This is a genomic window from Leuconostoc miyukkimchii (assembly GCF_019656055.1).
GTDB classification, from domain to species: Bacteria; Bacillota; Bacilli; order Lactobacillales; family Lactobacillaceae; genus Leuconostoc; species Leuconostoc miyukkimchii.
This window is the reverse complement of record NZ_BPKY01000006.1, coordinates 47,824-65,498: the sequence shown is the minus strand read 5'-3', so window position 1 is coordinate 65,498 and position 17,675 is coordinate 47,824. Positions and strand designations below refer to the sequence as shown.

Sequence of the window (17,675 nt, the reverse complement as noted above, 5' to 3'; positions counted from 1 at the left end):
AGTAATTTTGAATGTGATTTTTTGTTTTTCTATTAGAGGAAATTTGTGGCTTATTTATGATTCGTTCGTTTAGCAAGATAATCACCGACAAGTTGCACAACTAGAACAAAGATTAAGACTAAGAAGGTTGCAACAAGCGTGGTGTCAGTCGCAAATCGATTATAGCCATAAGCAATAGCCATATTACCTAGACCACCAGCACCAATAGCCCCAGCCATGGCTGTTAAACCAATCAAACTAATCAGTGTGACTGTGGATACACGAATAAGTTCAGAACGTCCTTCACGAATATAAACACCGAAGACAATATCCCAAAATGAGGCACCAACAGCTTGGGCGGCTTCAACAATACCACTATCAACTTCAGATAGAGCTACTTGGACTTGTCGTGCATAAAATGGGAAAACACCCAGTGCTAGAGGCACCAAAGCTGCTGTCGTACCAATTTGTGTGCCAACAATAATCTTAGTCAAAGGTGCAATGAACGCTAGTAAAATGATGAAGGGAACAGCACGGAAGACTGATACAACTTTATCAAATACTGAAAATAATATTTTATTTGGCGCAATACCGTTTGGTCGAGTAATAATTAGTCCAATACCAAAAATTAATCCTAAAATACCACCAAAAATGGCCGACCAAAATGTCATGTAAAGTGTTTGAACAATAGATGTCCACCAGCCAGTATCGCCAGTCCATCCTTGATAGACGACGTTAGGAAATGTATCTGAAAACCATTTTGACATAATTATTTACCTCCTTTGAGTACTTCAATTTCAACATGGTGGTCTGCTAACGTTGATGTGGCGGCTTTAATCTTATCAGGTACACCAGATAAGATAACTAACAATGAGCCGACAGGCGTGTTTTGTAGCACTTCAACGTTACCGTACAAAATATTGGCAGTTACTTGGAAATCACGGAATAGGCCAGCAATTAATGGCTCATCTGTTGTGTCACCAACATAAGACAAGCGTACGAATAGGTCGTCATCATGTAAGTTTTGTATGAGAGGTTGAGCAGAAATTGTCGTAATAGCCTTATCAATGTTTGTTGCGGTTTCAATAAATTCTTTGGTGAGTTGCGCTGTTGGTTTCGCAAAAATTTCAAGTAACGTACCACGTTCAATAATTTCACCGTCTTGCATAACAGCTACTTTGTTGGCGATCTCTTTAACTGCTTGCATTTCATGAGTGATTAAAACAATTGTTAAACCAAGTTCTTGATTTAACTTCTTTAGCAAAGCTAAAATTTGGTTAGTTGTTTTTGGATCAAGAGCAGAAGTGGCTTCATCTGAAATTAGAATTTCTGGATCGTTAGCTAAAGCACGGGCAATTGCAACACGTTGCTTTTGTCCACCTGATAACTGAGAAGGATACTGTTCAGCACGATCTGACAAGTCGACAAGTTCAAGCAGTTCTTTGACTTTTTCTTTTCTTTGCTTGTCTGTTAACTTACTATGTTGCAATGCAAACGCGACATTTTCAGTGACTGTTCGTTCGTTTAACAAATTAAAGTGTTGAAAAATCATGCCAATTTTACGGCGACGGGTGCGTAGATCATTTGTGGCAATACGTACTTTCTTACTTGAAGTATCATCTGCTTGAAAGAAAGTTTCGCCATTGACAACAACGGAACCACTTGTAGGTTCTTGTAGCAAATTAATAACACGAACCAGCGTTGATTTACCAGCACCTGAGTAGCCTACAATGCCATAAACATCACCACGTTCAACATGAATAGAAACATTGTTGACGGCTGTGATGGCACGCTTTTTTTGTTGAAATGTGACAGTAATATTGTCTAATGCAATAATAGGATTGCTCATATGTTTACTCCTTTTATAAAACGTGTATTGATATAGAATTATACACGATAATTATGAATAAGTGACTTGATCACATCAATATGTTGATCATAGTCAGAGAGGCGTACGTTTTCGTTTGGTGCATGGTCTAAGGTGTGTGCATAACCAATACCAAGGCTTGCAATTGGTGCATGTAAAGCCTCGTGGATAATAGCCATTGGACCAGTTCCAGGAGACGTTGGAATAACGACAGGTGTGACATGATAATAATCAGCAGCAACGTCGATAACACGTAAAATTTCTGGATCTGACATATCACTGCGATAGCCCGGTTGACCTAGTGTCTTAGTTACGACAACATCTGATAATCCTTTTGCTTGGAGGTGATCTGATATACGCTTTAGTGTTAGATCAGGAGACATATTTGGTACGAGTCGTGATTCTAACTTGGCGGTAGCTTGCGCAGGTAAAATAGTTTTAACGCCAACACCATTATAACCCGATATAATGCCCTCAATGTTAATAGTTGGCTGGAAATATAGCGTCTCTTTCAGATCACTATGACTTAGATCTGAATATAAAGGCGCTTTTAAGCCATGTTGAGCGATCAATGTTTCACGTGTAAGTGGTAACTTTTGAATGAGTTCTTTTTCTCGTTCATTGGGTGGCAACACTTCATCATAGAAATGCGGAATGGCAATATTGCCGTTTTCGTCAAATAGTGATGCGATGGCACGTGATAAGCGCATTGCGGCAGAGTCTACAACTGCTGCAAGTGATGAATGTAAATCACTTGCAGCAGTTGTGACCGAGAGGTCAAAAGTTACGATACCTTTATTGCCACCAAATATTTCAATGTTTTCTTGATCATTTTTACCACCAGACTCCCAAATGACAAGATCGGCACTAATATGATCTTTGTATTTATCAAGGTAATCTTTTAAGTGACGTGACGCAGTTTCTTCTGAACCTTCAACAATAAAGGTGATGTTAATCGGCAATTGATTATTATTTTCTAGTAAGTATTCAGCTACTGCTGAAAGACGTGCTGTAAGATTACCCTTATCGTCGTCTACACCTCGGCCATATAATTTACCATCTCTTGCTGTTAATGTCCAAGGATCAGACTGCCATGCACTTAACGGCTCAGCTGGTTGGACATCATAATGATTATAAATGACAAGCGTTTTTGCATTTGGAACTTGACTGGTAAATTGGGCTAGAATAAATGGTGCAAAGTAGGTATCGTCATAAGTCACTTGTGCACCGAGTCTTTGAAAGGCATCGGCGATAATTTGGGCTGCTTCAGGCAAATTTTCTTTTTTTGCGGAGACACTTGGTATTGCAACTAGTTGTTCAAGTAATGATATATATTGTGAGCGAATGGACATCTATGTGGTCTCCTGTAAAATTTATGTACCTGCAAAAAAATTGCAGATGAGTTTTGATTACCAAGAGGATCAAAACAACTTAATTATTTTTTGTAGTCCCAGACAGTTATTTCTGCTGTGCCATAGAACTTCTTAACTAGTTCTTTAGTCTTGTTTGTTTGCAATGACTTCACAACATCTTTGTAAATTTTCTTGTCTTTGTCTTTTTTGTTTGCTGCGATAAAGTTGAAGTATTGTTCAGAATCCTTGTTCAAACTTTCAATATAAATAGCTGAATTGATGTCTATTTTGGCTGACTTGGCAAAGTTAGTGTTGATAACAGAGGCACCAATTTTAGGGTCTTTCAATGATGATGCTGTTTGTGATGCATCAACTGGTGTAACTTTCAAGTTTTTAGGATTAGATGTAATATCTTTTGGCGTAGCTTTATTGGTATTTTTAATCTTCAATAATCCTGCTTCAGCTAAAAGATGTAAACCACGATTTTCGTTTGTTGTATCATTTGGAATCGTGATTTGGTCGCCATCTTTAATTTCTGAAACATTCTTATACTTGTTAGAGTAAATACGAAGTGGTGTTGTCCATGTGTCACCAATAGAAACGATATCTGTCTTATATTGACTATTCCAGTTAGCTAAATAGGGATAGTTTTGGAAGGCATTTAAATCAATATCACCAGATGTCAATGCCTTGTTTGGCTGCAAATAATCTGTAAACTTTTTCGTTTTTAATGTAATACCATACTTATCTTTGGCAGTTTTAATCACTGATTTCCATATTTCGTCTTCATTCTTGTCACCTGCCATGACACCAATTGTGACTGTCTTGCTTTCTGCTTTATTTCCGTGGCCGCTAAATCCAAAATAAGCTCCAGCAGCAATGACAACGACAGCAACGCCACCGATAATCCAATTTGTTTTTTTACTCATAATACAATCTCCTTTTTAATGTCAATGGGTGACAATTAATCCGCCCATATCAAGATTGATAATTGGATGCCAATCTTGATATCAGCAAACTAATGTCTACTGATAGTAGGTTACTTTGTGAAATCTTTTCCCCAAGCTGGTAATTCAACGCCATCATAAACTTTTTTGATGGTGTCCTTAGTTGCTTGTGTTTGATAAGCTTTAACGACATCTTTTAATACTTGCTTATTTTTGTCTTTTTCATTGGCAGCAATGAAGTTGACCCATTGGTGTGAATCCTTGTTGATGGGTTCTACGAAAATGGCTTTCTTGTAATCAAGGCCAGCTGTATCAGCATAAGTACCGTTGACCACAGCACCTTGTACGTCAGATAGAGCACGGGCAGTTTGATCGGCGGCTAATTCCTTAATCTTTAATGATTTTGGATTTTTGGTAATATCTTTCACAGTTGCAGTTTTAAGACCAGCCTTAAGGTCAATCAAACCAGCTGACTTCAAAACGTAGAGTGCACGGCTTTCGTTTGATGCATCATTTGGTACGGCAATTGTGTCACCAGTTTTAAATTCTGAAACTTTCTTATACGTATTCGAGTATAAACGAATAGGTGAAATGACAGTATCGCCAATTGATACAATTTTGTTACCAGTTGATTTATTAGAGGCGTCAAGGAAAGCATAATGTTGGAAAGCGTTGACGTCGATATCACCATCAGCAAGCGCTTTGTTAGGTTGATTGTAGTCCGAGAATTGCTTGAACTTCAACGTAATACCGTACTTGTCTTTTGCTGTTTTGGAAACAGTATCCCAAATTTGTGTATCTTGCTTTGAGCCGGCGATGATACCAACTTTAACAACCTTGTCTTCAGACTTTGCTGATGACTTATGACCAAAACTAGCGTAGGCAATACCACCAATGACAACCACTGCGGCGCCAGCGATAACCCAGTTTGTTACTTTACTCATGAATATATTCTCCCAAGTTGTTTTGTACGAATGCGTGTGTCGTTGATTTTAGAAAAAATAGTTGATCAGTATAGAGGTAAGTGATTTTTAGATAAAGAAAAAAAGCCACTTCTGTACACTTAAATACAGAAGCGACTAAAAATAGCGCGTTACCATTCTGAGTTGTCAGTTATTATTGCTAATAACTTGCTCACTAACCATCGAGCATCGGGAAATGGCCCTAGCCGAATGGTGTACCCAATAACGTGGGTCAAACCGTTGTCAACTAAATGGTAAACCAATTCGTCAACACCAATCACAGGTCATTTTCACAATCGCACGCACACTAATTTGCATCAACCATTAGTTTTCTTAGCTTTGCTTAACTGTTACTTTTCTGTTCAACTTGTTTATTTCTAAAATCGTTAAACTTTATATTACCTGCTTGAATAATTTTTGTCAACTACTTTCTTGAATAATCAAAAAGTAATATGAAAATTGTCAACAAGATAGGTATGGAGCCGAGCAGTGTGATGTAATTTAACCAATTTGAAATCAGAGTTGACAGAAATGCACCGAATAAAAAGGCCAAAATAATTAGTGAAAAAAGTCCAGCATTTCTGATTGCAGAATGTTCTCTCGTATAAAAATATTGCATTAAATTAACACCGACATTTCGTAAATTACCAGTTGACATCACACTAGTAAATGGTAGTCCTTGAACTTTTGGAAAAGCGTCAAGTTGAATGGCTAAGAAAAAAGATAGCAATGTAATAAAAACAGTACCAGAAATATGTGTACGGAAAACAACGAGTGTTGCAATACCGATTGTCTCAACTAATAGACTGTGTTGCTGTATCGATAACTTACCTACTTTGAATGTGTGTTTGAGCATACTATTAAAAGCTGCACCGAGTAAGAAAAATAAAATAGGCATGATGAAACTTAAAGCATCATTAAAATGTCCTTTAGCTAAAGCAATACCTGCTTGAATAATATTACCAGTTTGTAAACTAGCGAAACGTTCAGCGTGATATTGAAAAGTGTATGCATCAATAAATCCAGAATGCGTTGCTAATAAAAGAGCAATTGGTAGACGCTCGTGAATCGGGTGGGTGAGGGTTTCTGACATGGTCAATATTATAGTGACAAGGTTAATAATTAATTCACTAGGAATCATGATGTTTAACCTTGTTGTTCCTTTCAAAAAATTCTATTTTTTTATTTTACGCTATATCAAAAAATAAAGCTGATATTTTGATGGATTTTTTATTTTAACTACGATGTGAATATACGCCTATTTAGGAATTTATTAATGAATCGACCTTGCACCAAGCTACGTGCTTTGGTACAATTAACATATAATAATTCCTGAGGGAGTAACTGGCGGATTTTCCGCGATAATACCGTCAAAGCGAGCAAAACAAAAGTCTTTGCTTATATCGAACAATTTGTTCCGGTACTATCTTAAATGGTGAGACTCATGTAAATGGCTGACGCGGGTTCGTTCAGTTACATTTGCACGAGTTTTTTTATTTGAAGTTAACCCACAGGAATATAGACGCATTAGGCGTAGGAGGAAGAGCATGGCAGAACAGCCATTATACAATCAAGATGTCACAAAAGTGTTGGCAGATTTGCGAACAAGTGGGGAGACTGGATTAACTCAGTCTGAAGTAGCAAAGCGTTTAGAGGTTGATGGTCCTAATCAATTAAAGGAAGCAAAGTCGACAACACTTTTTCAAAAGTTCATTAATCAATTTAAAGACTTTATGATTGCTATACTATTGGTAGCCGCAGTTGTAGCCGCATTTACTGGTGAATTAGTTGATGCTATCTTCATATTAGCAATTGTGATTATTAACGCTGTTTTTGGTGTATTTCAGGAGGCAAAAGCGGAAGATGCGATTAATGCTTTAAAAGAAATGTCCACGCCAAATGCCAACGCTATCCGCGACGGCAAGGAAATATCTGTTAAGTCGACAGAATTAGTTGCAGGAGATATTGTAAGACTTGAGGCGGGTGATATTGTACCTGCTGATATTCGTATTATTGAATCTGCTTCGTTGCAAATAGAAGAGGCCTCGTTAACTGGTGAGTCAATCGCTGTTGATAAAGTTGCATTGACTTTAGATGACAGTGACCTACCATTAGGAGATCGTAAAAATCTAGGATTTATGAACACCAATGTGACGTATGGTCGAGGTGTTGGTGTTGTCGTAGCAACAGGAATGAACACTGAAATTGGTCATATTGCGGGAATGCTTGAGTCTGCAGATGAAACCAAAACGCCCTTGCAAGAAAATCTTGTTAAATTAGGCCGTATTCTAACTTATCTTATATTAGTAATTGCTGCAATTACATTTGTTGTCGGCCTATTACGTGGTAAAGAAACAATTGTTGACATGTTGTTGACATCAATTTCATTGGCAGTAGCGGCTATTCCTGAAGGTTTGCCTGCTATTGTGACAATTACTTTGGCACTTGGTACAACACGCATGGCAGCTAGAAATGCTTTGATTCGTAAGTTGCCAGCAGTGGAGACATTAGGATCAACTGATATTATTGGTTCTGATAAAACAGGGACGTTAACTCAGAATAAAATGACAGTTGAAAAGATTGTTGTTAATGCTGAAATATCTGATGCTGCAACAACAGCACCTTTGACAGGGACATATAGTCGATTAGCTGATTTGTTAGCATTAAACAATGATACAAAACGTACTGAAGATGGTTATATTGGAGATCCAACAGAAACTGCTTTAATCGCGTTTAATGATAATCATCAACGTGATATTGATAAATTATTTAGCGAAAAGCCACGTTTAGCTGAAATACCTTTTGATTCTGAACGTAAGTTGATGTCAACTGTTCATCCTTTGGAAAACGGTTATATTATTACAGTTAAGGGTGCACCAGATGAATTGTTAAAGCGTGCAACTAAAATTGAGATGAATGGTGAGGTAATTGTATTATCTGAGGATATACGTGCCAAGTTATTGTCCATCAACTCTGAATTGGCGACACAAGCATTGCGTGTGTTAGGATTTGCTTACAAATTATCAGAGACAATACCAGAAGATATGGTGTCTGAAAAAGTTGAAAACGATTTGGTGTTTACCGGATTTACTGGATTGATTGATCCAGAACGACCTGAAGTTGCGCAAGCCGTTGCCGAAGCTAAAATAGCAGGTATTCGTTCTATGATGATCACAGGTGATCATCGTGATACCGCTGCAGCGATTGCTATTCGTCTAGGAATATTGGATGAAAAAGACAAAGATACGGCTGTTATTTCAGGTTCTGATTTAGATAGTATGACTGAAGCAGAATTTGCTGAAAACGTACACAAGTATAGTGTTTATGCACGTGTTGCACCTGAACACAAAGTTAAAATTGTGCAGGCTTGGCAAAAGAAGGGTAAAGTTGTTGCCATGACAGGGGATGGTGTCAATGATGCACCAGCTCTGAAAACAGCTGATATTGGTATTGCCATGGGAATTACTGGTACTGAAGTATCTAAAGGTGCTTCAGATATGGTGTTGGCAGATGACAACTTTGCTACAATTGTTCATGCTGTTGAAGAGGGACGTAAAGTCTTTGCCAATATACAAAAAGCTTTGCAATATTTGTTAGCTTCTAACTTAGCTGAGGTTATTTCGATTTTTGTTATGACGTTGTTAGGCTGGAATATCTTGGCACCTATCATGATTTTGTGGATTAATTTAGTAACAGATACATTACCTGCGATTGCATTGGGTATTGAACCAGCACAAAAAGATGTTATGACACGTCAACCTAGAGGACGTAGCGCAAGCTTCTTATCAGGTGGTGTTGGTGCAGCAGTTATTTGGCAAGGTGTTTTGCAAGCTGTGATTGTCTTATCAGTTTACGGCTTTGCATTGGCTTATCCAGTTCATATTGCTGAGGCTGAAGCACATCGTGATGCATTAACAATGTCATTTATGACGCTTGGTTTGATGCAGATGTTTAATGCGATTAACGTGAAGTCAGTTTATGGTTCGATGCTTGGACCTCAAGCCTTCCAAAACAAAATGTTTAACTGGGCTTTGCTAGGTTCATTATTGGTTATGGCAGCTGTAGTTGTCATTCCAGCACTTAATCCTGTATTCCATGTTTCTCATTTAGATAGTTACCAGTGGTTTATTGTATTGGTTGCAGGAATCAGCATTATAATCATTGTGGAAATTGTGAAATTGATACAACGTAGAATTTTCAAAAAAGGATAACGAGAACATTGGCAAAATTTAATCCAAAGCAAGCACAAATTTATATACAAACATTGCAAAATGTTCTATCAAATACAGAAGAAACGGCTGAACGTGTGACGCCATTCTTCACAAAATTAGACGATGCAAAACAAGCAGGTAAGGTTTCTGAAATACCAACTGCGGAACTTGCTGAAATTAAAGCAGAATTTGAAGATACAGTAGAAAATTATAAAAATAATGCACAACAACTTAAAGATGCGTCTGCTCCTATTCGTATGTTAGGCATGCATAAATCATTGTCGTCAGCGTATTCTCAATATGCTGATGCAACGGAATTAATGGCAAATGCTGTGATAGTTGAAAATCAAAGTATTGATGAAGCTAGCTATGAAAAGTCAGAAAGTGACCAAGCAATTTATCTTGAAAAAATTCAAATTGCAGTGTCTAAAATTATGAACTCAAGTATGTAAGATTAATTAGCTTTAAGGATGTCATGATAATAAAAAGTGTTAACAGAATGAATATTCTGTTAACACTTTTTTTGTTATTATTTTGCTTGATTGGGACCCACACCATAAACTTCAATGTGGAAACCTGTAATGTTAAGACCACTAGCTTGACGTGCTGCTTCAAAGAGTTGTGTCACATCAAAATTATCTGCATCAATTATTTCACTCGTGTTGCTGTTAATAATATGATAATGTGGTTCACCATAATAATCATAGTGTCGTTTGTCATCTTTTAGGGTGTCGATAACAATGACAATACCAACATCGACCAATTTGTCTAGCGTATTATATATGGTGGCTAGACTGATACTTGGAAGATTATCATGAATCATTTCTGCAGTGGGATGTGTTTCATGGGTCATTAGATATTCTAAAATTGTTAATCGTTGAAAGGTCGCCTTTAAGCCGTGACTTTGCAACATGTCACGTAATGTCTGGTTGATCATATATAACCTCCTGAAGTTATAAATATTATACCACGTAATATAGAATGTTTCTAATTAACTTGATTTTTAATCTAAATTTTGGTATAACTAAATTAGAATAATTCTAAAAGAGGGAAACAATGGATAAACAAAGTTTAATGCAGCGTAATAACTTAATTAGAGCAGCAGTTATGGGTGCAAATGATGGTATTTTATCGGTGTCGGGTATTATTTTAGGTGTAGCTGGGGCAACTAGTGACACTGGTACGATACTATTGGCAGGATTTGCGGGGATGCTTGCTGGTACTGTGTCTATGGCTATGGGAGAATATGTTTCAGTTAGTTCACAACACGATGCACAAGAAAAAGTAAGACAAATTCAAACAAATGCACTAGCGACCAATTATGATGAAGAATTTTCATATGTTGAAGATAAGTATGTTGCAGATGGCATTTCACCACATCTAGCACAACAAGCAACAAAAGAGATGATGAGTAAAGATGCTTTGACAACTACTGTTCGTGAAAGATATGGTTTTTCTTTAAATCACGAGTTAAGTGCTGGTGGGGCAGCGTTAGCTTCGCTTATTAGTTTTCCGATTGGTTCAATTTTACCAATGTTAGCTATTTCAACTGCACCTAAAGATATGCGTGAAATTGCGACATTTATCTCGGTTATTATTGCACTGGCGTTAACAGGATATGCATCTGCCATTCTCAATGGATCAAATAAAAAACGTGTAGCATTAAGAAATGTTGTTGCAGGAATTTTTACTATGATTGCCACATATGCAATTGGATCGTTATTTAGATAAAAGGGGGTATGTTTATGATACTTGATGTATTATAAACGCAAATTAAAAATGGATATAAAATTAAAAAAAGCACATGTAAAAAAAGAACAAGCAACAATGGATGAAAAATTAAATGCCATTCGTGCAGGGGTTTTAGGTTCCAATGATGGTATATTGACTGTTGTTGGTGTTTTGTTTTCGGTCGCAGCAGCAACGACAAATAATTTTGCTATTTTCATTGCTGGTTTAGCTGACTTGATGGCATGTGCGCTGTCAATGGCTTCAGGAGAATATGCATCAGTTAGTTCACAATCTGATAGTGAAAAAGTTGTTGTAGAAGAGGAACGGGAGTTATTAAAAACAGATTTTTCAGGGCAACATCAAGTTGTTGAAGCATTTTATGTTGACCGTGGCGTAACAAGTTTAACTGCTAAGGAAATTGCTGACGAACTATTAAGTAAAAAACCACTTGAAACAATGCTGAGCATTAAATATGATATCACTTTAGGACATTACATGAATCCTTGGTCAGCTGCGTGGGCATCGTTGTTTAGTGCAGCAATTGGTGGTGTATTTCCTCTAGCAGCACTAATTTTATCTCCTGTACGATATCAATTTGCTGCAACCATCCTGGCCACAGTAGTTGCTGTTGGATTAACTGGATTATTAAGTGCAAAAATGTCAAACGGCTTAGTAAAGCGCGCGATGATTCGTAATGTGATTATTGGGTTGCTAACTATTGCAATACATTACGGCATTGGAAAACTATTCTAAAATAAATCTTTAGTACACTTGTTGCGAAAATTTGGCATAATAGAGGTATGTTAAATCAAATTAAACAATATTGGCATACACTTGATAAAAAATTCAAATTATCGACATTGATGGCATTGTTTTCACGTGCACAAGTTGGCTATGTTGGACCAACTTTCGCTTATTATGCATTATTAACTGTTTTTCCAGTGCTAATTGCGATTGCTAGCATTATATCGATAACTAATGTGAGTCAAGCAAGTTTGATTGCCGTGATACATAACACGTTACCGCAAAATATAGAGGAAATAGTGACCCCAATTTTGCGTTCTGTCTTATCATCCAAAAGTACATCCTTACTTTCCTTTTCTGTCCTATTTACTTTATGGACGGTTTCCAGAGTGATTGCGGTGTTTCGGATGTCATTTAACCGAATAGCTAACGTAGAGGACCGTATTAGCAATCTATTGACGCGATTTTGGTCATTTGTCTGGTTATTAATTATTATTGCTGCTTTTGGTGCTTTAATGGTTGGTAATAATATTTTGACAATTGTGCTACAACAACTTCCTGATGGTCAATGGACTTCATTTTTACAGCACCAAACGCGGTGGTTCATTTGGCTTGGTATGTGGTTAGCATTGATCATGTTGAATTATCTATTACCAACAAAAGAAGGTCGAGCACCAATATTATTTGTAACCGTAGGAAGCCTGGTAGAAGTCGGTGCTTTGAATTTATTAAACAGTGGGTTTACTTTGTATACTAATTTTGCTGTAAAACAGTATAGCTTTTATCAATCAATGAGCTCGATAATTGTCCTGTTAATTTGGTTAAATCTTATTGCGACTATTTTAGTTACGGGGTATATTTTGATTCAATGGTTAACTGTTTTGAAGGCTGAGTAAGTGTCATTCATATAGAATATAGACAAGGATTTTAATAAATGTTTGAAGATAGTGATTTTAACATATTTAATGTCGACTCATTAGAGAGTCGGATGCAACTCATTAAGACGGTTATTGATTTAAAATTTGAACTAGCAGCAAAAGCAATATTGCCAATATTAAATGCTTCGGGTCAAACATGGTATGCACATGTTGCGAAACATTTACGTCGTACAACTAATGCGCCAGATAATACTTGGGTCGCTTTTTCACCAAATAAGCGTGGCTACAAGATGATGCCACATTTTGAATTGGGTATCTGGTCAGATCATGTATACATCTACCTAGCCGTAGAGGAAAATATGAAACCTAAACATACAGTAGAAGCTGTTGAAAAACTCCTGACAGCCCAAACAGCTGTGTCTGAATTACCAAGTGACTTTGTGATAAGCCTAGATCATATGGTTAATGTATCTCACCAACTATCAGTGACTGCCTATAGAGAAGCTATTACACGGTTTTCAGAAATAAAGCATAGCGAAATATTAATTGGTATGAAACTCTCACGTGGCGATAGCAGATTTGAGTCTGGGAAAGATTTATTAGCTATCACAGAAGTCATAGAAAATTTATTGCCAATTTATGAAATAATAAAATAAAAGTTCACCTCAGGGCCGAGGTGAACTTTTTTAATGGTAAATTAATAACATTGACAAAGCCAACATGAGAATATATCCCATATGTTGCCAATTACCAATTTTTGCTTTGACAAATTGTAAAATAAAAGCAAATAAACTAAAAATAATGATAAATAATGTACTAATGCCTATGCTTTGGCTGAAAACAGTTACCCAAAATAATCCGAGTGTTAAAATACTGAGTTTGCGACCATCAGGATTTGGCATCAAGATTGGCGTAAAGTAAAAACCAAAACCAAATAACATAGGGAAAAGTTGCCAGATAAAACGTTGTGTGACGAAATCATTTGTGACATAGAAAATACTAACAGGGACAGTAAAAGTTGCCAGAACACTCAATAAAACAAGACCAAGCCAATTTTGTAAGCCAAGCCAGTTTTGTTGGATAGCAACGAAAAAACTACTTAGGAGTAGAAGGAGAATAAAAATTTCGTGTCGTGTTTGAATGAGTGCACTAAACGTGAATAAAATGCTGAAACCTAAGAATAAATAGCTTAGAATACTACGGAAATTTTGAGTCATCAGCAGTGTCATTGCAATTGCGATTGCAAGTGTATAGCCAAATAATGGCATAATTTGCCATGTGATGGCAGCACCAGTCAATGATTTGGTATGTAAAAGTGGTTGTCGCCACCAAACAATATTTAAACTGGTAACGATAACTATTAGTGGCACCCAGCGTCGCCAGTCGAAAAGTCCTGCGGGCGTGAAATTTTCATAACTACGTCGTTCTTGCGGATTTGTTGTGATACGCCTAGGAATTTGACGACCATCGGGCAGTCGATTTGATTGTTGTTGGTAATTATAATCCATAATTAGTATTGTACCTTAATTTTATGCTGTTGCGTGTTATTTATTAGCAGATGTTAGTTGTGGATATATTTAATGATAATAATTAAATTTGCAATTTAGGAAAACCTCTGCTATTCTTAAGTTACAATTTAAAACAGCTATCAAGAGTAGGCGAGTGATACAGCACAATGACCCTACACCAACCGGTGGAACATGGCAACATGTTTCAGCACGGTGGTCCATCTGTACAGATAGTCGTCACGTTAGCGCGTACCGACTAATCGTTGGTGTGCGCTTTTAATTTGCGACCAGTAGCTTTTTATTTTGAATTTTTAAGGAGGTCATGTGTAACATGACAAAATACTTTACATCAGAATCAGTTTCCGCAGGGCACCCAGACAAAATAGCAGATCAAATCGCTGACGCTATTTTGGATGCCGTACTTACTCAAGATCCATATGCACGTTCAGCAATTGAGGTGACAACATCAACTGGTGATGTGTCCATCTTTGGTGAGTTGTCGACATCAGCATATGTTAATATTCGACAAATTGCTACTGACACCATTCGTGAGATTGGCTACGACAAAGCAGATCTTGGTTTTACAGCTGATTCTGTTAACGTTTCAAACAAAATTGTTGAACAATCAGATGAAATTTCAAAAGCAGTTGACAATGCTGATGATGATCCAGAACAATTGGGTGCTGGAGATCAGGGAATGGTCTTTGGTTATGCAACAAATGAAACAGACAGTTATTTACCCTTGACGTTGGCGTTATCACATCGCTTAATGCGTAAAATTCGTGACGTTCGTGAAGCAGGAACTTTGTCTTATTTGCGTCCTGATGCAAAAGCAGAAGTGAGTGTTGAACTAGATGACAATAACAAAGTGACACGTATTGCTGCAGTTGTCTTATCAACACAACATGACGAAACAGTTTCACTCGACCAATTACGTGATGATGTGCGTAAATTGGTGATTGATGAAGTATTACCACAGGACTTGGTTGATGACGAAACAGTTTATTATATCAACCCTTCTGGTCGTTTTGTATTAGGAGGACCACAAGCTGATTCAGGACTTACGGGTCGTAAGATTATTGTTGATACTTACGGTGGTGCTGCACATCATGGTGGTGGTGCCTTTTCTGGTAAGGATGCAACGAAGGTTGATCGCTCAGCTGCTTATTTTGCGAGATATGTTGCTAAAAACTTGGTTGCAGCTGGTGTTGCTGATAAATTGGAATTACAAGCTGCGTACGCTATTGGCGTTGCTCAACCTGTTTCACTTAACATTGAAACGTTTGGTACAGCAAAAATTGATGAAGAAAAAATTCGAGAAATTACTTCACAACTCTTTGATTTCCGACCATTGGCAATTATCAATCACTTGAATTTGCGTCGTCCGATTTATAAACAAACTGCTGCTTTTGGTCACTTTGGTCGTACAGATGTTGATTTACCTTGGGAAGCATTAGATAAAGTTAGCGAAATTAAAGCATTGCTATAATTTAAAGAATGTCATATATGTTAAAATAAGATATGGCAAAAAAGCAATCAACAATACAACTTTTAATGTTTGGCATGGCACTTGGTGAAAGTATGACACAGTTGTCTAATAGTCAGCAAGAAGATTTGTTAAATAATCCTGTAGATTTTAGTGGTGAGTTAAATTGGGGTGCGCAAACAAGTCAATCTCTCACAACCATTGCCAGCTTATCACGAGGATATCAGCTGACAGATGTTATGAATCATCTTCAAAATTGGTATAGAAGGCGGCACTTCGCACCAGAAAATACACGGCAACGAATTGACAGCATTACTAAAAAAGCAATTGATAACTATGCTAAAAATAGAGACACTTTAGCTTCAGGTATCTTAGAAGATGTAGCTGATAGTGAAAATATTTTGGTTAGAATGTTGCCAGTAGCTCTGTACTTACATCATGAGTATGGTATATCATTTATCAATGATGAGGCAGCTATGTTGACACTACATCGTATTGCTGGACTAACGCACAATGATGAAGGCGCACTAGTTAGTGTGGGCATGTTAAGTCTCATTATGAGCCAAATATTAGAGGGCCATCTCATGCGTGACGCTGTGGAAAATGGCTTAGCGTTTGGATTTGAATACTATTCACGACATAAAGTGTTTGAATCAGAATTAGTGGCGTTTGAAGAATTAAATTTACCAGACTTTGCTAACATTCCAATCAGTCATATTAACCTTGACGGCCGCAGTGCTAGTGCCCTAGAAGCTATTATATGGTCATTACTTAACAGCAACAGTTATGTTGAAGCTATGCAAAATGCTTTTCTGCATGGACATGCAAGTAGTATTATACCAACAGCAGTTAGTGCTATTGCAGCCGTGTTTTATAAAGACGATTTAATATTACAAGCTAGCAAACAATTAACATCTGGCAAGTTAATTGTCAGTGTAACACATCAGGCAGAACGATTAGGTCGTTTTAACTAAAAAAGTGAACGTCCGTAACTGGATTTATTCAGTTACGGACGTTCACTTTTTATTTTCACTATTATAGCCAAAAAGGATAGTTTAGATAGTCAATTTTAAAGGCATATGTGCCTGAACCAAGATTTTCACCATCAATTTGTCCCGGTTGAAAGTCACGCACATGTATTTGTGCGCCGCGAACGAGTGGAATCTTATGTATAGATTTAAACTTCAAGTGGCTACCGTCTTTCTTTAAGGCGGCAAACATCATTAAAAATCTAAAAAAAGATGTTTTTTCACTGATTATAAGGTCAAGTTCATGCTTATGAAAATTCGCATTTGGCAAAATAGCAATGCCACCGCCAAAATAAGGTTGATTTGTCAAGGTGACAAGAAATGCATTAGGAATTTGAATATAGTTTTTTCCATTGGTAATAGTCATTTGAAAAGCATTTTGTTTGAAAAAAATGGTTAAAACAGCAATTAAATAACTGAGTGATCCAAGTCCTATTTTGTTGAATCGTTTTTTCCAAGCTGTCTCATTTGCATGAGCAACAACAGCAGCATCAAGTCCAATACCAATACTATTAACAAAGTATTTCGTCGTATGATGGGGTGCATCACCATGAATTTCACCAATGTTAAGCATCTGACTCTGAGTAACACGTTGTAGATGTTCTAGTGCTTGTTTTGCTGTACCAAGATGATTACCACGGGCAAAATCATTGCCAGAACCTGTTGGTATATAAGCGATAGGTATTTTTGGTTCATGTTTAATTTGAAGTAAACCATTTAATACTTCGTTTAATGTACCATCACCTCCCAAAACTAGGATAACTGAAGTTGAGGCATCAACATGTCTTGCTAAATTTTTAGCTAGGTATATCGCGTGACCAGCGTAATTAGATTCATACCAGGCCATTATGTTTGGCATTTTTTTAATAGTGGTGATAATGCTTTTGTGTGCACCTCGGCCAGCGCGAGGATTATGAATGACATAAAAATTAGGCATGATTAATAATTTCTTTCGACAATAAACTAAACTTATTGTAACAAA

17 protein-coding genes and 1 riboswitch are annotated in these 17,675 nt (G+C 37.0%); of the genes, 8 read left to right on the top strand and 9 right to left on the bottom strand.

Going from position 1 to position 17,675, the window contains the following annotated elements; all coding sequences use genetic code 11:
* Positions 1-50 precede the first annotated feature (50 nt).
* From K5Q13_RS06330 to K5Q13_RS06305, 6 genes are all read right to left on the bottom strand, one after another.
* Entirely contained in the window at positions 51-746 is a 696-nt protein-coding gene (locus K5Q13_RS06330) for a methionine ABC transporter permease (protein ID WP_220740873.1), read from the bottom strand.
* 2 nt (positions 747-748) lie between these two features.
* Positions 749-1,828: a methionine ABC transporter ATP-binding protein gene (locus K5Q13_RS06325; protein WP_220740872.1), complete on the bottom strand. Its 1,080-nt coding sequence runs from the start codon at positions 1,826-1,828 to the stop codon at positions 749-751.
* Positions 1,829-1,866: 38 nt separating this feature from the next.
* Positions 1,867-3,198 carry a M20/M25/M40 family metallo-hydrolase gene (locus tag K5Q13_RS06320; RefSeq protein ID WP_220740871.1) on the bottom strand — a complete coding sequence of 444 codons (1,332 nt, stop codon included), beginning with the start codon at positions 3,196-3,198 and terminating at the stop codon, positions 1,867-1,869.
* A gap of 83 nt (positions 3,199-3,281) precedes the next feature.
* Complete coding sequence (locus K5Q13_RS06315; protein ID WP_220740870.1) at positions 3,282-4,127, bottom strand: MetQ/NlpA family ABC transporter substrate-binding protein; 846 nt, start codon at positions 4,125-4,127, stop codon at positions 3,282-3,284.
* 110 nt (positions 4,128-4,237) lie between these two features.
* Complete coding sequence (locus tag K5Q13_RS06310) at positions 4,238-5,089, bottom strand: MetQ/NlpA family ABC transporter substrate-binding protein (RefSeq protein WP_220740869.1); 852 nt, start codon at positions 5,087-5,089, stop codon at positions 4,238-4,240.
* Between the two features lie 442 nt (positions 5,090-5,531).
* A complete protein-coding gene (locus K5Q13_RS06305) occupies positions 5,532-6,200 on the bottom strand; it encodes a YoaK family protein (RefSeq protein ID WP_220740868.1) in 669 nt (222 codons plus the stop codon).
* A gap of 454 nt (positions 6,201-6,654) precedes the next feature.
* Between K5Q13_RS06305 and K5Q13_RS06300 the strand changes: the two genes are divergently transcribed.
* A complete protein-coding gene (locus tag K5Q13_RS06300; protein ID WP_220740867.1) occupies positions 6,655-9,318 on the top strand; it encodes a cation-translocating P-type ATPase in 2,664 nt (887 codons plus the stop codon).
* 8 nt (positions 9,319-9,326) lie between these two features.
* Positions 9,327-9,770 (top strand): chemotaxis protein, encoded by a 444-nt coding sequence (locus K5Q13_RS06295; RefSeq protein WP_220740866.1) that lies wholly within the window; start codon positions 9,327-9,329, stop codon positions 9,768-9,770.
* A 77-nt stretch (positions 9,771-9,847) separates the two neighbouring features.
* On the opposite strand, the gene K5Q13_RS06290 is transcribed toward K5Q13_RS06295, so the two are convergent.
* Positions 9,848-10,255 carry a Fur family transcriptional regulator gene (locus K5Q13_RS06290; protein ID WP_220740865.1) on the bottom strand — a complete coding sequence of 136 codons (408 nt, stop codon included), beginning with the start codon at positions 10,253-10,255 and terminating at the stop codon, positions 9,848-9,850.
* A 119-nt stretch (positions 10,256-10,374) separates the two neighbouring features.
* Here K5Q13_RS06290 and K5Q13_RS06285 point away from each other — a divergent pair, with 119 nt between their 5' ends.
* From K5Q13_RS06285 to K5Q13_RS06270, 4 genes are read left to right on the top strand one after another with little or no spacing between them, the layout of a single operon-like run.
* On the top strand, positions 10,375-11,049 hold the full coding sequence (locus tag K5Q13_RS06285) for a VIT1/CCC1 transporter family protein (RefSeq protein WP_220740864.1): 675 nt from the start codon (positions 10,375-10,377) through the stop codon (positions 11,047-11,049).
* A 48-nt stretch (positions 11,050-11,097) separates the two neighbouring features.
* A complete protein-coding gene (locus K5Q13_RS06280) occupies positions 11,098-11,802 on the top strand; it encodes a VIT1/CCC1 transporter family protein (RefSeq protein ID WP_220740863.1) in 705 nt (234 codons plus the stop codon).
* 47 nt (positions 11,803-11,849) lie between these two features.
* Positions 11,850-12,689, top strand: a complete 840-nt coding sequence (locus tag K5Q13_RS06275; protein WP_220740862.1) for a YihY/virulence factor BrkB family protein — start codon at positions 11,850-11,852, stop codon at positions 12,687-12,689.
* Positions 12,690-12,727: 38 nt separating this feature from the next.
* Complete coding sequence (locus K5Q13_RS06270; protein WP_220740861.1) at positions 12,728-13,327, top strand: DUF1054 family protein; 600 nt, start codon at positions 12,728-12,730, stop codon at positions 13,325-13,327.
* 30 nt (positions 13,328-13,357) lie between these two features.
* Here K5Q13_RS06270 and K5Q13_RS06265 read toward each other — a convergent pair whose 3' ends face one another.
* A complete protein-coding gene (locus K5Q13_RS06265; protein WP_220740860.1) occupies positions 13,358-14,179 on the bottom strand; it encodes an RNA-binding protein in 822 nt (273 codons plus the stop codon).
* Positions 14,180-14,313: 134 nt separating this feature from the next.
* Positions 14,314-14,416, top strand: a riboswitch (SAM riboswitch).
* Positions 14,417-14,510: 94 nt separating this feature from the next.
* On the opposite strand from K5Q13_RS06265, the gene metK reads away from it, so the two are divergent.
* Complete coding sequence (gene metK / locus K5Q13_RS06260) at positions 14,511-15,668, top strand: methionine adenosyltransferase (RefSeq protein WP_220740859.1); 1,158 nt, start codon at positions 14,511-14,513, stop codon at positions 15,666-15,668.
* A 32-nt stretch (positions 15,669-15,700) separates the two neighbouring features.
* Positions 15,701-16,639, top strand: coding sequence for an ADP-ribosylglycohydrolase family protein (locus tag K5Q13_RS06255; protein ID WP_220740858.1), 939 nt, complete (start codon positions 15,701-15,703; stop codon positions 16,637-16,639).
* A 61-nt stretch (positions 16,640-16,700) separates the two neighbouring features.
* Here K5Q13_RS06255 and K5Q13_RS06250 read toward each other — a convergent pair whose 3' ends face one another.
* Positions 16,701-17,630, bottom strand: coding sequence for a diacylglycerol/lipid kinase family protein (locus K5Q13_RS06250; RefSeq protein WP_220740857.1), 930 nt, complete (start codon positions 17,628-17,630; stop codon positions 16,701-16,703).
* Between the last annotated feature and the right edge of the window lie 45 nt (positions 17,631-17,675).

Bases quoted from the DNA above. Each gene is read 5' to 3' on its own strand.
- K5Q13_RS06320 (WP_220740871.1), bottom strand. From the start codon at position 3,198: ATGTCCATTCGCTCACAATATATATCATTACTTGAACAACTAGTTGCA.
- metK (WP_220740859.1), top strand. From the start codon at position 14,511: ATGACAAAATACTTTACATCAGAATCAGTTTCCGCAGGGCACCCAGAC.
- K5Q13_RS06285 (WP_220740864.1), top strand. From the start codon at position 10,375: ATGGATAAACAAAGTTTAATGCAGCGTAATAACTTAATTAGAGCAGCA.
- K5Q13_RS06290 (WP_220740865.1), bottom strand. From the start codon at position 10,255: ATGATCAACCAGACATTACGTGACATGTTGCAAAGTCACGGCTTAAAG.
- K5Q13_RS06315 (WP_220740870.1), bottom strand. From the start codon at position 4,127: ATGAGTAAAAAAACAAATTGGATTATCGGTGGCGTTGCTGTCGTTGTC.
- K5Q13_RS06275 (WP_220740862.1), top strand. From the start codon at position 11,850: ATGTTAAATCAAATTAAACAATATTGGCATACACTTGATAAAAAATTC.
- K5Q13_RS06250 (WP_220740857.1), bottom strand. From the start codon at position 17,630: ATGCCTAATTTTTATGTCATTCATAATCCTCGCGCTGGCCGAGGTGCA.
- K5Q13_RS06310 (WP_220740869.1), bottom strand. From the start codon at position 5,089: ATGAGTAAAGTAACAAACTGGGTTATCGCTGGCGCCGCAGTGGTTGTC.
- K5Q13_RS06265 (WP_220740860.1), bottom strand. From the start codon at position 14,179: ATGGATTATAATTACCAACAACAATCAAATCGACTGCCCGATGGTCGT.
- K5Q13_RS06330 (WP_220740873.1), bottom strand. From the start codon at position 746: ATGTCAAAATGGTTTTCAGATACATTTCCTAACGTCGTCTATCAAGGA.
- K5Q13_RS06300 (WP_220740867.1), top strand. From the start codon at position 6,655: ATGGCAGAACAGCCATTATACAATCAAGATGTCACAAAAGTGTTGGCA.
- K5Q13_RS06305 (WP_220740868.1), bottom strand. From the start codon at position 6,200: ATGTCAGAAACCCTCACCCACCCGATTCACGAGCGTCTACCAATTGCT.
- K5Q13_RS06270 (WP_220740861.1), top strand. From the start codon at position 12,728: ATGTTTGAAGATAGTGATTTTAACATATTTAATGTCGACTCATTAGAG.
- K5Q13_RS06325 (WP_220740872.1), bottom strand. From the start codon at position 1,828: ATGAGCAATCCTATTATTGCATTAGACAATATTACTGTCACATTTCAA.
- K5Q13_RS06280 (WP_220740863.1), top strand. From the start codon at position 11,098: ATGGATATAAAATTAAAAAAAGCACATGTAAAAAAAGAACAAGCAACA.
- K5Q13_RS06255 (WP_220740858.1), top strand. From the start codon at position 15,701: ATGGCAAAAAAGCAATCAACAATACAACTTTTAATGTTTGGCATGGCA.